Origin of the sequence: Denitrovibrio acetiphilus DSM 12809, from assembly GCF_000025725.1 — a bacterium.
Taxonomy (GTDB): Bacteria; Chrysiogenota; Deferribacteres; order Deferribacterales; family Geovibrionaceae; genus Denitrovibrio; species Denitrovibrio acetiphilus.
This window is the reverse complement of the sequence record NC_013943.1, coordinates 1,617,725-1,632,483: the sequence shown is the minus strand read 5'-3', so window position 1 is coordinate 1,632,483 and position 14,759 is coordinate 1,617,725. Positions and strand designations below refer to the sequence as shown.

The 14,759-nt window shown below is 42.0% G+C and carries 13 protein-coding genes; 6 read left to right on the top strand and 7 right to left on the bottom strand.

Features of this window, described 5'->3' with window-relative positions; translation table 11 throughout:
- Positions 1 to 50: 50 nt before the first annotated feature.
- A complete protein-coding gene (locus tag DACET_RS15540) occupies positions 51 to 2,216 on the top strand; it encodes a PAS domain S-box protein (RefSeq protein WP_013010852.1) in 2,166 nt (721 codons plus the stop codon).
- Here the strand turns inward: DACET_RS15540 and DACET_RS07860 are convergent.
- From DACET_RS07860 to DACET_RS07830, 7 genes are all read right to left on the bottom strand, one after another.
- Positions 2,197 to 3,696 (bottom strand): DUF445 family protein, encoded by a 1,500-nt coding sequence (locus DACET_RS07860; protein WP_013010851.1) that lies wholly within the window; start codon positions 3,694 to 3,696, stop codon positions 2,197 to 2,199. The two genes, DACET_RS15540 and DACET_RS07860, sit on opposite strands and share 20 nt — an antisense overlap.
- Positions 3,677 to 4,591, bottom strand: a complete 915-nt coding sequence (locus DACET_RS07855; RefSeq protein WP_013010850.1) for a Ppx/GppA phosphatase family protein — start codon at positions 4,589 to 4,591, stop codon at positions 3,677 to 3,679. The genes DACET_RS07860 and DACET_RS07855 overlap by 20 nt, the downstream gene beginning before the upstream one ends.
- The gene (locus tag DACET_RS07850; RefSeq protein WP_013010849.1) at positions 4,592 to 5,935 is read right to left on the bottom strand and encodes a hypothetical protein; all 1,344 of its coding nucleotides are present in this window, start codon (positions 5,933 to 5,935) and stop codon (positions 4,592 to 4,594) included.
- 46 nt (positions 5,936 to 5,981) lie between these two features.
- A complete protein-coding gene (gene mltG / locus DACET_RS07845; RefSeq protein ID WP_013010848.1) occupies positions 5,982 to 6,983 on the bottom strand; it encodes an endolytic transglycosylase MltG in 1,002 nt (333 codons plus the stop codon).
- Between the two features lie 2 nt (positions 6,984 to 6,985).
- Complete coding sequence (carA, locus tag DACET_RS07840; RefSeq protein WP_013010847.1) at positions 6,986 to 8,104, bottom strand: glutamine-hydrolyzing carbamoyl-phosphate synthase small subunit; 1,119 nt, start codon at positions 8,102 to 8,104, stop codon at positions 6,986 to 6,988.
- A gap of 205 nt (positions 8,105 to 8,309) precedes the next feature.
- Positions 8,310 to 9,758 carry a glyceraldehyde-3-phosphate dehydrogenase gene (locus DACET_RS07835; protein ID WP_013010846.1) on the bottom strand — a complete coding sequence of 483 codons (1,449 nt, stop codon included), beginning with the start codon at positions 9,756 to 9,758 and terminating at the stop codon, positions 8,310 to 8,312.
- Between the two features lie 584 nt (positions 9,759 to 10,342).
- Complete coding sequence (locus DACET_RS07830) at positions 10,343 to 11,083, bottom strand: slipin family protein (protein ID WP_013010845.1); 741 nt, start codon at positions 11,081 to 11,083, stop codon at positions 10,343 to 10,345.
- A 133-nt stretch (positions 11,084 to 11,216) separates the two neighbouring features.
- Between DACET_RS07830 and DACET_RS07825 the strand changes: the two genes are divergently transcribed.
- Genes DACET_RS07825 through DACET_RS07805 form a run of 5 tightly spaced genes read left to right on the top strand, consistent with a single transcriptional unit; the run spans position 11,217 to position 14,751 of the window.
- Entirely contained in the window at positions 11,217 to 12,086 is an 870-nt protein-coding gene (locus DACET_RS07825; RefSeq protein WP_013010844.1) for a YicC/YloC family endoribonuclease, read from the top strand.
- Positions 12,083 to 12,694 (top strand): guanylate kinase, encoded by a 612-nt coding sequence (gene gmk, locus DACET_RS07820; RefSeq protein ID WP_013010843.1) that lies wholly within the window; start codon positions 12,083 to 12,085, stop codon positions 12,692 to 12,694. Before DACET_RS07825 ends, gmk begins: the two co-directional genes overlap by 4 nt.
- Positions 12,695 to 12,946 carry a DNA-directed RNA polymerase subunit omega gene (gene rpoZ / locus DACET_RS07815; RefSeq protein ID WP_013010842.1) on the top strand — a complete coding sequence of 84 codons (252 nt, stop codon included), beginning with the start codon at positions 12,695 to 12,697 and terminating at the stop codon, positions 12,944 to 12,946.
- Positions 12,939 to 14,132: a bifunctional phosphopantothenoylcysteine decarboxylase/phosphopantothenate--cysteine ligase CoaBC gene (gene coaBC, locus DACET_RS07810; protein ID WP_013010841.1), complete on the top strand. Its 1,194-nt coding sequence runs from the start codon at positions 12,939 to 12,941 to the stop codon at positions 14,130 to 14,132. Before rpoZ ends, coaBC begins: the two co-directional genes overlap by 8 nt.
- A complete protein-coding gene (locus DACET_RS07805) occupies positions 14,119 to 14,751 on the top strand; it encodes a uracil-DNA glycosylase (RefSeq protein WP_013010840.1) in 633 nt (210 codons plus the stop codon). The genes coaBC and DACET_RS07805 overlap by 14 nt, the downstream gene beginning before the upstream one ends.
- Positions 14,752 to 14,759: the final 8 nt, after the last annotated feature.

Genomic DNA, 14,759 nt, shown 5'->3' with positions numbered 1-14,759 from the left:
TATTAATTTTTTTTTTGCTAGAATCTACTTAAAACGACAAATGGTAAAACATGAAAAACCTTAAAGCTTTATTCTTATTTTTATTCATTTTGCTAACAACTACAACATGGGCTGAGCAATTAAACATAAAAGTCGGCGTATACCAAAATTATCCTCTGATGTTCAAAGCAGATAACGGACAGCCCTCTGGGCTTGGCTATGATATCCTTTCACAAGTTGCGGAAAAAGAGAACTGGAACCTTGAATTTGTATTTGGTGTCTGGTCAGACATGTTCAAAATGCTTCAAACTGGAGAAGTAGATATCATGTTTCCCGTAGGGTTTAGTCTGGAGCGGACAGAGGTTGTTCAATATAATAGTGAGAATGTTTTAAGTAACTGGGGAGAAATATATTTACGCCATGGCGTACGTGCCAATACTATTCTTGATCTGGACGGGATGACCCTTGCAGTTCTGAAAGATGACATCTATTTCGCAGGCAAATATGGAATGAAGTATCTTGCTGATGCTTTTAATATTGATCTGAAATACTATGTTTGCGACAATTATACAGATGTTCTGGATGCTCTTTATCACGGTTATGCCGATGCTGGGTTGACGAATCGTTTTTTCGGACTTACCAATTCCATAAAATATAATATAGAAAAGAGTACCATCCTTGTACATCCTGTCGAGGTGCGCTTTGCTCTTAAAAAAGATAGTGAAAAATCATTTAAAATAATATCTGCTCTTGACCCATACATACAGGAGATGAAGCATCAGGAAAACTCTGCTTATTATCATTCATATCAGAAATGGGTTGGCGGAGCGACGAAGGGGACTTATTTTAAAACGATAAAAATCGTCGTGGCGGTTTTGCTTGTTCCTGTTCTGTTGATAATAGTATTGCTGATGCTGATGCGTTCAGAGATAAGGCGCAAAACAAAAGAACTCATAGAAAAGAACTATGAGCTGAAAAACGAGATTGAGGAACGGGAAAAGATACAAACAGAACTGCGGGAAAGTCAGGAAAAATACAGCAACCTTTTTAATACCTCTTATAACCCCATTGCTATTATCTCAGAAGAGGGGAGCATTGTGGATGTAAACGGAGAAATGGTTTCTCAGTTTGGGTATGAGCGTGAAGAGCTCCTTAAGATGTTTCTTGAAATGCTTGTCACTAAAGATTATGTTCACCGTGTTCAGGAGATCATCAACAAGATGGTTAAAACAAAGAAATGGTCATTTGATCTTGACTTTGTGAAGTCATGGGGAGATGTTTTTAACGCAGAGATATCCGCCAGCCGTCTTGAGGTTTCTGGTCAGACTTTTATCCAGCTTGTTATTATGGACGTAACATCAAGAAAGAAAGCTAGTGAACTCTTAAACCGCAGGCAGGAATATCTAGAAAATAAAGTTGAACAGGAAGTCCACCGCAGACGCCAGAATGAAAGGCTAATGATGCAGCAGTCGAAAATGGCTGCCATGGGGCAGATGATGAGCGCAATTGCCCACCAATGGCGTCAGCCGCTTAATACGATAGCAATATACATTCAGGACTTTGAGGATTCGTATAAACATAACGAACTTAGCGAATCATACCTTAAAGAGCTTGTTGGCTTGTCTATGAAGCAAATTAATTTTATGTCTAAAACAATTGATGATTTTAAAAACTTTTTTAAGCCGGACAAGGATGAAATCGTATTCGAAGTTTGCAGGGAAACCCTTAGTGCTATTACGCTTCTCGGAGTTCAGCTTGTTCGCAATAACATTACTCTTATTCTGAACTGTCATGGTAAGCAAGTAGTTTTTAACAATACCGAAGAGTTCGGATGTCAGAACGACAGATGTACATTCATAAAAGGCTTTCCGAACGAATATAAACAGGTCTTACTAAACCTTGTGCAGAACGCAAAGGATGCTGTTGAAGAACGCCGTGAAGAATTTGCTACCGATCCTCTTATCGAAGTTGGAGTTATAGAGCTTGACTCATCTGTACAGATATATGTCTCAGACAATGGCTCGGGGATACCTGCTGATGTCGCAGACAGAATTTTTGAGCCGTATTTTACAACAAAAGAAGAAGGTAAGGGCACAGGTGTAGGGCTCTACATGTCAAAGATCATTATTGAGCAGAACATGAAAGGGCGGCTCTACTTCGAAGACCTGAACCCCGGCACAAAATTTATAGTTGAACTGCGTAAGTACACAGACCCAGCTAGCCTAACAGATAAGTAACCCCTATCTGAACTGCTCCGAGCAGAAAGCCGATGATAAAACCGAGGATGTTTATCCACCTGAAGCTGTCTCTCATAAAGGAGAACAGAAGATTCTCAACCTCATAAAGATTGAGTGTATTTATCCTGTCTTCAGTTATTTTTGGGAAGTTTATCGCCTCAAGCATCTTCGGAGAGTTCTTTTCAACAATCTTATTAATTTCTTTGAGCAGAGCAATCTTGACAGCGTAGAAGAGTTTTTTGGGGACAACTGAATATATGTTTCTGATGTGCAGTCCGGATGCCATCTTTGTCAGGAATTCTGCGGCATCCTGTATCTTCAGGCTGAAACCATTTGCAAGTTTTGCGTCAAGAGCGTCTTTTAACTGCAATTCATCAAGCAGTTCGCCCAATGTTTTCTCTGAATTCTGCTTTATCATGCCTATTATCATACCGGACATCTTGGATGAGAATTCTGATGAATCAAGTGTCCCTCTTGCCGCCGTAACGACAGAGCTGCGCAGTTGAAACAGTGCTTCCATCCCCAGAGTGTCGGCATGCATGAAGAGCGGTTTTTTCAGTATTCCTGTTATGTAGTCGTTTATGGACATCGCAATCTTCTTTTTAACCTCTTCACTGTCTTTAACAGAGGTTATTAGGTTCGGCAGGTACTTATCGACCATCTCATCAATAGTATCTTCTGTCATGAACATATTCAGAACACCCAGCTTGAGCTGGTCAACAGCGCCGTCTTTAAAATGGCTGTTTTTGATGTTTATAAGCTGTTTGCTGACTTTCTTTCTGGTTGCCGGGTCTGCCATAGCCTTGTCCATAGCGTCGAGGATCTTGTTAGTTATGAAACCGGAGAGCTGCCCAGTTTTTGCCGTCAGGCTTTCCGGTATGATATCCGTCAGGCTTTTGCCGGACATTACAAAATTATTGATAGACGCAGAGATGCTGTTGGAAGCCTCTGCCTGTATTTTGCCTGTTGAGAGTACGGCATTTACTGCGGATTTTATATTTTCAGTGTATTCTTCAAGTTCGCCTATCTTCATTGAGTATATTTCAGAAGATATTTTTTCGCTTATCCCATGGAAGAAGCTGTCCAGCACCCCGTCGGAATTTATTTCACCTAAAAGGGCGGTGATAGCGGTTTTACTTTTCAGTCCTGTTTTTTCAATAATCTGCTCAAGAGTTCCGAAGTCTTTCTCCATAAAGGTCTTCAGTTCGGTTTCAATGGCTCTTTCCAGTTTATCCTGCATGTTTTCTGAAAAGAATGCGGACTGGATATCATCTGTGCGGAGCAGTTTGTCACCTACCAGAGCACCGATTTCTCCTGCTAGTTTTTGCCTGTTTTTCGGGATAACTCCCTGCCAACCAAGTGAAAATACACTCTTTTTGTGCGGGCGGAAAAGCATTTTTATAGCGAGCCAGTTCGTACAGTAACCCACGAGACCAGTTACAAGAGGTGTTGCCAGAAGGCTATACATTTGCGATTGCAATTGCCAGTCCCTCCCTTAGTCCGTAGTCTGAAACCTGAAGATCGTATATACCGATCATATTCATAAGTTCTCCGGCAATAAGTATGCCGGGGATGATTATCTCTTCTCGCCCCTGTTCCATTCCCGGGACATTAAGGCGTTCTTCGGATGTCATCGAGCATAGTTTGTCGAAGTGTTCTTTTATCTTTTCAATAGGGATCACGTATCCGTTTACTTTCTTCTGGTCATATGTTGTCATCTGCATATCCATTGCCGCCAGCGTAGTAGGGGTTCCTGCGGAACCGATCAGTACATCCGGCTTGCACTCCAGCGTTTTTAAAACCTGATCAATAAGGCTGAAAACCGGTATACGCATCCTGTCCATGTGCTCCATGTTAACAACCTGCTTAAAGTTATACATTTCTGCCATTTTCACGACGCCCATAGGGATACTTATCCCTGCACGCCCTTTTTCAGGGTCTGCGTAAATAAATTCTGTTGAGCCGCCGCCAATGTCAAACATAAGCACTTTCTTGCCTTCAGTGTCTATCCCGGCTGTGACGCCGTCATAGATCAGTCCTGCCTCGGTATCGCCATCAATAATCTCTATACGCAGCCCTAGCTCTTTCGCTCCCGCAGTTAGCAGTTCCGGATTTTTTGCCTCTCGTACAGCACTTGTGGCGACAGCGTGAACTCTGTCAACTTTATGTTCGTTGATGGTGATTACGAAGTCTTTAAGGGCTGTTATGGTTCGTTCAATTGAGGTATCGCTCAATAACTGCTGACTGTTAATGTTTTCCCCAAGTTTTGTAATGTATCTTTTGGTGTAGCAGGTTTCTTTGATCTTTCTGCCTTCGACTTCTGCTATGAGCAGTCTGACAGCATTGGAGCCTATGTCTATAGCTGCAACTTTCATTTAAACTATCCTAAAATTTTTAATTCCTTTTGCGGTGAGAGTCATGATGCCTTTAAGTGTTTCAGACCTTCCGCTTGCTGCAATCTGCAAAAAGACCTCAACATCATATATCTTTTCAGCAAAGGTCTTTTCCAGTTTTTCATCCCGAACAGAGTACATCAGTGCGAGAGGTTCTTCAAGTCCCGATGTAAACCTGCTGATATTAAGTCTCATAAGGTCAGTAATGCCGTGTATTTCAGGGTCCAGCAGCTTTTTGATCTTACTGTTCTTTATGTGCACTTTTTTGTTGAAGTGGAGAATATTTCTGTTGTCCGTTCTGGATATGTCGATATCAGCGTTCAATCTGTTTCCTTCCACAAAACCGGCACGTTCCCAGGTTTTGCCCATGGCGTATTCTCCGGAACTTTCATATATAAGAGTCACATAGTCGTAGATGATAGGAGACGCGAGTTTTTCCAGCAGTGACCTTACACCGTCCTTTATCCTGTCCTTAAACATGTAGCCGACCACAAGGGCAACGAAAAAGGCTAGGGTGAAGTTACCGTATCTCTGCTGTGCCCAGAAGGCTATGACTGTTGCGATAATCATAGATAGACCGGCAGCGGAAGCGTATAAGAAATTCTTAACAGCTTTGTCGCCTGCTTTTCGTTTAGCCCGAAGTGAGAGTACATTATAGAAATACCCTTTGAGGTAATCATATCTGCTGATAAGCCTGCTGTTCTGATCTTCATCCCCGGGAACAGACATTGGAAAGTGTTTCCGTCTATATTTGAGTTCGCTTTTTATTGTATTAAGAATCTTATTGTGGTGTCTGATTTTTTCATATAAGCGAACGAGATATATGTTTGTCACAATGCTTGTGAACTCGTCCGCCATAGAAAACATAGGGTGCTTGTCTCCGAACTCCCTGTGGAGTCGCCGGAAAACACTCCTGTTCTTGTGAACATTTTCAAGAAGATATTCGATATCTGCCTCTATGCTTGTTTTTCCAAGGGCTCCAGCGGAGTTTCTGAGCATAGACCTATATCCGGTTATGAATTTCTTAAAGGTATACACACAGCTCTTCTCGTGTATTTCGCCTGAGCAGGATTCATCAAAATTCTTAAGTCTGTTATAGTATTTATTAAGCATAAAGTCAGGGGATTTCAGACGTATAGACCGGAAAAGATCGTAGTAGAAATATCTTTTTTCATAAGTATTTTCGTTTATACTCATATTTGCCGGCATGGATAGATAAAGGTCAATAACATAGTCCGATGTGTCCGGCTGGTCTGCGGGGATGTATTCCAGTTTTATTTCAAGAGTCTTTGTATTATGTACACGTACATTTATATGTTTTGACATAAGTTAATAATAATGTGCAAATATATTTTATTAAAGGGGAACCGGTTTATCGGTTCAGCTTTTGGTGGTAATAAACCTGCCGCATGTGTTCGTCATAGTTGGTAGAGAATATATGTTTCCGTTCTTTATCAGCAACAAAATACAGATATTTTGTATCGGCAGGATTAACGGCAGCTTCCAGTGCAACAATGGATGGGCTGCATATAGGAGTGGGCGGAAGACCGTTTATCTTATATGTGTTATAAGGGTTTGACCTGTCACGTAGGTCTGTTTTGCGTATATTCCCGTCAAATTCAGGGTAAAGACCATAGATTATTGTCGGATCAGCCTGAAGGCGCATACGATATTTCATCCTGTTGTGAAAGACAGATGCTATCAGCGGAGCTTCCAGAGGGTCATATGTCTCTTTCTGTATTATAGATGCCAGTATGACAGCCTGATATCTTGTGAGTCCGAGCTTTTCTGCTTTCTCGTCGAAATGCTCTGGGAGTGATTTAAGAAAAGCCTGATACATCGCAGATATGACATACTGCGGTTCGGACTTTGGGGAGAAGAAATATGTGTCAGGATAGAGAAATCCCTCAAGGGTCTGGTACCCCATACCGGTAAGGTTTTTAATGTATGTTTTATCTTTAACCGTCTTCAGAAATTCTCCGGGACTCTCAACTATCCGTTCAGACATTCTGTTTGCCACGTCATACATATTATAGCCTTCGGGGATGGTGACCTTTATTGTGGACTGTCGTCCTTTCATTATGGCATCAACAATGCGTCTGACGGGGAGTTTGTCGGCACGGTAGTATCCGTATTTAATATTTCTGTCTAGTTTAACTTTTTTGATGAGATACAGTCTGAAAAAAGGCGGAGTATCCAGATGTGCGAAAAGTCTTTTATAAAGACCGTTAAAAGTTTCATTTTGCTCAATATTCAGCTCAACTGTCACAATGGTATTGTCCAGAAATTTTTCACACTGGATTATCCAATACCCTGCAATGGAAGTTAAAAGGAAAGCCGCCAGTATGACGGCAAGACCGAATATTTTATACATTATTATTTGTTATTATCAATCATTTCGATAAAACGCTTAAAAAGATATGCCGCATCCTGTGGTCCGGGGCCGTTTTCTGGGTGGTACTGCACAGAAAAGAGCGGATAGTCTTTATGGCGCAGCCCTTCGACTGTGTTATCGTTAAGGTTGACATGTGTAACCTCGACCCTGTCGCCAAGGCTGTCAACGTCCACAGCAAAACAGTGGTTCTGTGGTGTTATCTCAACTTTGCCTGTCTCGAGGTCTTTTACCGGCTGGTTTCCGCCGTGGTGACCGAATTTGAGCTTATATGTTTTTCCACCGAGGGCAAGACCGAGTATCTGGTTGCCCAGGCAGATGCCGAATGTCGGATATTTCTCAAGTACCATTCTGGCTGTTTCAATGCCGTAAACGATCGGTTCCGGGTCTCCGGGACCATTTGAAAGAAAGACACCGTCAGGGTTTAGCTTTTCAATTTCGCTGAAAGGAGTGTCAGCAGGGACAACGGTAACTTTACAATCCATATCTGCAAAATAGCGTAGAATATTCTTTTTTATGCCGAAATCTATTGCGACAATATGTCTTTTCGGGGCAGTGCAGTCAGTGTATCCGTTTTCAATAGTCCATGTTTTCTGTGTCCACTCATAGGGCTTTTTACATGTAACTTCTTTAACGTAGTCCTGACCTTCAATACTTGGTATTGCCGCTGCCATCTTTTTAAGATTGTCTATATCATCAATCTCAGTACTCAGGACAGCATTCATAGAGCCCTGTTCGCGGATGTGGCGTACAAGCATACGTGTATCAATACCTTCGATGCCGATGACACCTTGTTCCTTTAAAAAATCGCCAAGAGATTTATCAGCACGATAGTTGCTGTAAAGCTGGCTGTATTCCTTCACTATGAAAGCAGAAAGCCAGACATTGTCAGATTCGAAATCTTCGCTGTTTATGCCAGAGTTTCCTATCAGCGGATATGTCATTGTCACCATCTGACCGTAGTAAGACGGGTCTGTGAGTATCTCCTGATAGCCGGACATAGAAGTGTTGAAAACAACTTCCCCTGTCTTAGTGGCTTCTGCGCCGAAGCTCTGACCTTCAAAAACAGTTCCGTCGGAGAGTACAAGATAAGCTTTATTCATTAACTAAACCTCGCCCTTGTGTAGGGTTATTAACTTTATGATTCTAACATATAATAGTGTCAGACAAACAGAAAGAATTTTACGGATTTTATAGAAATTTGCAAGCAGGATATGAAAAAAAGAGCCGACACATGAAAGTACCGGCTCCTGTATACTATTTTCAGCGTCCTGTAGTAAATTTACAGGTTAGTTTCTGATTACTGTCTCAGTATCTTTCAGGGTATGTTTTCAGGCGGAGTCCGCAAAGGTATTCCGCAATACGGTTAACCTGACGGCTGTACCCGTATTCGTTGTCATACCAGACATAGACAACAGCTCTGCTCCCGTCAACTATCGTAGCAAGACCGTCAACTATTCCTGAAAACTTGTTTCCCACAAAATCGCTTGAAACTATTTCCGGAGAGTTTACATAACCTATCTGATCAGAGTTCACAGAATCAAGTGACTTGTCTCTGAGGAAAGTGTTCATCTCTTCCTTTGTGGTTTCCTTGCTGAGAGTAAGGTTCAGTATAGCCAGAGAGACGTTTGGTGTGGGGACGCGTATAGCATTTCCTGTCAGTTTGCCTGCAAGCTCCGGAAGTGTTTTCGCAACCGCTTTTGCTGCACCGGTTTCGGTTATTACCATGTTGAGAGGTGCACTTCTCCCCCGTCTGTCACTTTTGTGATAGTTGTCTATAAGGTTCTGGTCATTGGTAAATGAGTGACATGTTTCAACATGTCCGTTAACTATGCCGAATTTGTCATTTATAACTTTAAGTGTTGGTGCTATTGCATTAGTTGTACAGCTGGCAGCCGTGATTATTCTGTCTTCCTCTTTGATAACATGCTGGTTTATGCCGTAAACTATGTTCGGCAGATCACCTTTGCCCGGTGCTGTGAGGACAACTTTATCGACACCTTTTGACTTCAGGTGTTTGGAAAGTCCTTCCTCGTCTCTCCATTTACCGGTGTTGTCGATGAGTATGGCTCTGTCGATACCGTGAGCTGTATAGTCCACCTCCTCGGGGCTGTCTGCGAAGATGAATTTGATGTAGTTGCCGTTCACGATGATTGCATCTTCTTCATCGACGACAATAATTGTTCCGTCGAAAGCTCCGTGAACAGAGTCTCTGCGAAGGAGGCTTGCTCTTTTCGCGAGATCCTTTTTGGCTGTATTGCGGACAACAACAGCTCTGAGGCGCAGCCCTTTTGAAGCTCCTGAACGGTTAACTAGTATTCTTGCAAGGAGCCTTCCTATGCGTCCGAAACCGTAAAGGACAACATCTCTGTCTTCTCTGTGGTCATCAATACCAGTATTGATGTTTGCAAGCTCTTTTTGTACGAAGATACCCACTGGTTCAGACTTATCTGTTTTTTCGTATTTTGCATACAGACGACCGATGTCTATTGTACACGGGCAGAGTTCCATCTCGGCAAGAGCCTGAAGGATAGGGAATGTTTCCCTGACAGATATTTCATGTTCGATTATCAGGCGGGAAAACCTGTGGGACTTAAGAATGTTTACCGGATCTTTACGGAAAAGAGATTGGCTGAAAAGACGTGTTACGACACCCCTCTCTTTGTATAACTTTGTGATGAGGGGAACCATCTGCGATGCGATGTCTTCACGCTCATTCCAGTCCTGAATGTAGACTTCTGTGTTTACCTGGCTCATGAATTGGCTCCTATTTAAAATATGTTTATATAAATGTATATGTTTAAACGGTCTATACATAACACATTATCAGAAAAATTGAAGAAGAAATTACAATTATTGAAAATATCTATAGAGTTTAAAGTATAATGATTATGTTTTTGCAGATTGCTTCACTCTGTCGAGTTCGCAATGACGTGCTTTTGTCTTTGCGAGGAATAGCATGACGAAGCAATCTTGTCTTGTGGGACGTTTCTAGTGGTTGCAGATTGCTTCACTCTGCGAGTTCGCAATGACGTCTTTGTGTCTTTGCGAGGAATAACATGACGAAGCAATCTTATCCTGTGAGAATGTTTCTGGTGGTTATAGATTACTTCACTCTGACGAGTTCGCAATGACGTGCTTTTGTCTTTGCGAGGAGTAGCATGACGAAGCAATCTTACCTTGTGGAATGTTTCTGGTAGTTATAGATTGCTTCACTCTGGCGAGTTCGCAATGACGTTTTTGTATCTTTGTGTGGTTATAAACTACTTTGGTTGAATGATTTTTAATAACTAATGACTATGGAGAAAAACAAAAGGGGTGGCAAGCACCCCTTGTTGAGTTTATTTCTTGAACATTTCCTGGATTTTATCTAATCCGAACGGAAAAACAATAGTATTTGTTCTGTCGGAAGCTATCTGATTCAAGGTCTGGAGATATCTGATCTGGATGGTTACAGGGTTTTGGGACATAATTTCTGATGCCTCGTGCAGTTTCTGGGATGCCTGAAGCTCTCCCTCGGCAGCGATAATCTTCGCCCGTCTTTCTCTTTCTGCTTCCGCCTGTTTTGCCATAGCTCTCTGCATTTCTGTGGGCAGATCGATATGTTTTATCTCCACAGCGCTTATTTTAACACCCCAAGGGTCTGTCTGACTGTCGATAACATCCTGAAGCTTCTGATTTATCGTATCTCTTTCGCTTAAGAGGTCGTCCAGCTCAAACTGCCCCAGAATGCTCCTGAGAGTTGTCTGGGAAAGCTGACTTGTGGCAAAGAAGTAGTCATCCACTTCTAATATTGCTTTATCCGGCTCAATAGCCCGGAAATAAAGTACAGCGTTGACTTTAACGCTGACGTTATCTTTTGTAATGACATCCTGCGGAGGAACATCCATTACAACAGTTCTAAGGCTGACTTTTGTCATTTTTTCCAGCCATGGGATAAGGATTATCAAACCGGGACCACGGACACTGACAAAGCGTCCCAGACGCAGAACAACGCCTCTTTCGTATTCTTTCAGTATCTTAACTGAATTCACAAACACAATCAAAACCAGCAAGACAAGTATAATTGCCGGATGAAACATATTGACCTCCCTCAGCATATTCGTTATCATTTTAGACCCTAAAAACTGTGCGGGCAATGTTAATCTTATCATACGCCTCAGTGTTAAAAAAGAAACACTTTTAAAGCGCAGTCAAAAAAAACGGATGTAACATATGACCGCTAAAAGCATGACAGGATACGGAAAGCTTATCACAGGAAATGATCTCTGTGACCTGAAAGTTGAGATGAAATCTGTTAACAGCAGGTATTTCGACAGTAACGTAAGGATGCCGAGACTTTTTAACTTCATAGAAATTAACCTTAAAAATATCGTAAAAGACATTTTGGTAAGGGGAAAAGTTGATATCAACATTGACCTCAAACTCAAAAAACAGCAATACAAGCCCGTATTGAGAGAAGAGGCTGTGGCAAGCTATATGTCTGTTTTTGCAGATCTTAAAAATAAATTCGGCATTGAGGGCGAAGTCAAGCTTGAGCATGTTCTCAGCTTTAATGACATTCTCGAATCCGAAGAGACTGACGATGTCGGTGAAAAGCTCGGTGAATTTGTCCTGAATGCAGTAAAAGAATGTGCTGAAAATCTCAATGACATGCGTGGCAAAGAGGGTGAAAACCTCGCTGCTGATATGCGTGAACGTCTCGAAACTATTAAGAATATTGCAAAAGAGATAGACGCAAACAGAGCGGGTGTCTTTGAATACTGGAAAGAGCGTTTCACCAAACGTATCAACGAGCTGGGGGTTACTGACGAAGAACGGATAATACAGGAAGCTGCTGTTATGGGTGAAAAAGCTGACATTCAGGAAGAGATCACCCGTATAGATTCTCACGTCGAACAGTTCGTAAAAATAATGACAACCGAAGAAGCATGTGGTAAAAAACTTGACTTTATGTGTCAGGAGCTGAACCGTGAGTTTAATACTATCGGCTCCAAAAGCGGGAAAACAGCTATCATTAATAATGTTGTGGAAGCTAAAAGCGAGATTGAAAAAATCAGAGAACAGGTTCAGAATCTGGTATGAGGTTTAATAAAGGCAAGTTATTTGTCGTTAGTGCCCCCAGCGGTGCAGGAAAGACAACTTTATGTAATAGATTGCTAGGCAGATTCGATACAATAGGTTATTCTGTCTCCTACACCACGAGAAAACCACGCCACGATGAAACAGACACCGAAGATTATTACTTTGTAGACGAAACGGCTTTTAAGGGTATGATAGACAGAGATGAGTTTCTCGAATGGGCACAGGTGCACGGTAATTATTACGGCACATCCAGAATTCGTGTGGAAGAGATACTCGGCACAGGCAGAGATGTTCTGCTTGATATCGACCCGAAAGGGGCACGTCAGCTTCGGGAAAAGCTTGATTACGGCATATATATTTTTATCACCGCACCTTCTATGAAAGACTTGCGGACAAGGCTTGTAAACAGACGCACTGAAAGCGAAGAGATTATGAAAGTCAGGCTGGATAATGCCAGAGAAGAAATTCGACATATCCATGAGTATGACTATATTATTGTAAACAGCGAGATCAACAAAGCCACAAACGAGCTGGAAGCGGTATATATCGCAGAGCACCTCAAGGCTGATACTATAGAAACAATTGAAGACATTATGGAGGTAGACTAAGTGCCATTACTTGATATTGAAAAGATAATAAAACAGGACAATCTTCACAGCCGCTTTAAACTGGTTCACATTGCCGGTCTCAGAGCAAGAGAGCTGAATGCACCTACAGAAGGTTCTGCTCCCAGACAAAACAATGACCACAGCAAAGTGACAACTACTGCTCTTGATGAAATAATCAGACACCAGATAGTATTCGAAAGAGTAGCGTCTGAAGAAGAGCTGGCAGAAGAAGCTTTACTGGAACATGAGTAACTATTTAATAGGCGTTGCGGGCGGTATTGCCTGCTACAAAACTATTACTTTATGCAGGCTGTTAATGAAGGCGGGGCACGATGTGCGTGTCATTATGACAGATAACGCCTGCAAGTTCATTACTCCGCTTACTTTTGAAACGATAACCAGACACAGAGCTTATACTGGTGAATTTGACCCGGGGCTTGCTCCGGATATAATAGAGCATATAGACCTCGCCGGCTGGGCGGACGAATTTGTTATTGCTCCTGCCACAGCAAATACAATGGCGAAGATTGCTTATGGGATATCAGATAACCTGCTGACATCTACTGCCCTTGTATTTCAGAAGCCGATCATTTTTGCCCCGGCTATGAATGTTGATATGTATGCAGATTTCACCACTCAGGAAAATATGAGAAGACTCCTTCGTATGGGGCACAGAATCATTGAACCTGGAGTGGGCGAGATGGCATGTAAAGCTTCCGGTAAAGGACGTATGTCTGAACCTGAAGATATAATCGAATACCTTTTTGCTGATAAGATTCTTGCCGGCATCAGGGTTTTGGTTACTGCGGGACCAACGGTTGAGCCTATCGACCCTGTACGTTTTATATCTAACCGTTCAAGCGGAAAGATGGGGGCTGCAATAGCGAGAAAAGCTCTTGAGATGGGTGCCGATGTGGATGTAGTTGCCGGTCCTGTCACTGCTGATCTGAGCGGACTTAAAGTGACATCTGTCCAGACTGCAACTGAAATGCTGAACGCAGTTAAAGATAAACTCGGCAACTCGGACATACTTATTATGGCTGCTGCTGTTGCAGACTACAGACCAGCAGACTACAGCGATATAAAAATCAAAAAAACAGCGGACGACATGAATATCAGGCTGGAGAAAAATCCGGATATATTAATAAACATTGCTCCTCTCAAAAAGGATATGCAGGTTTTCACCGGATTTGCTGCGGAAAGTAATGATGTGCGTGAAAATGCACTTAAAAAGCTTGAAGCGAAAAAGCTCGATTTTATCGTTGCGAATGATATCTCCAGACAGGATATCGGATTTGAAACTGAAGACAATGAGGTTTCAATGTTTTTTTCTGACGGGACTGCTGTTGATTCAGGAAAACTTCCTAAATCCGGCGTAGCAGAGATTATATTAGAAAAAGCATATGATATTTTCAGGAAGAAGAATGGAACTCTTTGATAATAACCCAATAAAAGAAATTTACGGAGTCGAGGATGTCTTAGCTCAGGAATGTGAGCAGAAACCTGAAAATCCTTTTGAAGCTCTATATAAAGAGGTTAGTACCTGTAAAAAGTGCCGTCTGCATGAGACAAGATTAAATATTGTTTTTGGCGTGGGAGATCCGGCAGCAGATCTTATGTTTGTCGGGGAAGGTCCCGGTGCTGAAGAGGACAAACAGGGGATCCCCTTTGTCGGGCGAGCCGGACAGCTTCTTACTAAAATGATAGAAGCTATGGGGTTTACCAGAGATACTGTCTACATTGCGAATATCGTTAAATGCAGACCTCCTGAGAACAGAAATCCCTTTGAAGATGAATCAAATACATGCATACCTTACCTTTACCGTCAGATTGAATATGTTAAGCCGAAAGTGATTGTGTGTCTCGGCAGCGTTGCCGCACAGAATTTTTTGAAAACCAAGCTTGGCATTACAAAAATAAGAGGCGAATTTGTTGAACTGAATGGCGTTAAAGTCATGCCTACCTATCATCCTGCCTATCTTTTGCGAAATCCTAAAATGAAAAAGCCATGCTGGGAAGACCTGCAGAAAGTAATGGCAGTATTTTCTTGTGATTAATTATTAAT

Excerpts from the sequence above, each read along its gene's own strand:
- DACET_RS15540 (WP_013010852.1), top strand. The coding sequence starts at position 51 with ATGAAAAACCTTAAAGCTTTATTCTTATTTTTATTCATTTTGCTAACA.
- DACET_RS07855 (WP_013010850.1), bottom strand. The coding sequence starts at position 4,591 with ATGAAAGTTGCAGCTATAGACATAGGCTCCAATGCTGTCAGACTGCTC.
- DACET_RS07850 (WP_013010849.1), bottom strand. The coding sequence starts at position 5,935 with ATGTCAAAACATATAAATGTACGTGTACATAATACAAAGACTCTTGAA.
- mltG (WP_013010848.1), bottom strand. The coding sequence starts at position 6,983 with ATGTATAAAATATTCGGTCTTGCCGTCATACTGGCGGCTTTCCTTTTA.
- carA (WP_013010847.1), bottom strand. The coding sequence starts at position 8,104 with ATGAATAAAGCTTATCTTGTACTCTCCGACGGAACTGTTTTTGAAGGT.
- DACET_RS07835 (WP_013010846.1), bottom strand. The coding sequence starts at position 9,758 with ATGAGCCAGGTAAACACAGAAGTCTACATTCAGGACTGGAATGAGCGT.
- DACET_RS07830 (WP_013010845.1), bottom strand. The coding sequence starts at position 11,083 with ATGTTTCATCCGGCAATTATACTTGTCTTGCTGGTTTTGATTGTGTTT.
- DACET_RS07825 (WP_013010844.1), top strand. The coding sequence starts at position 11,217 with ATGACCGCTAAAAGCATGACAGGATACGGAAAGCTTATCACAGGAAAT.
- gmk (WP_013010843.1), top strand. The coding sequence starts at position 12,083 with ATGAGGTTTAATAAAGGCAAGTTATTTGTCGTTAGTGCCCCCAGCGGT.
- coaBC (WP_013010841.1), top strand. The coding sequence starts at position 12,939 with ATGAGTAACTATTTAATAGGCGTTGCGGGCGGTATTGCCTGCTACAAA.
- DACET_RS07805 (WP_013010840.1), top strand. The coding sequence starts at position 14,119 with ATGGAACTCTTTGATAATAACCCAATAAAAGAAATTTACGGAGTCGAG.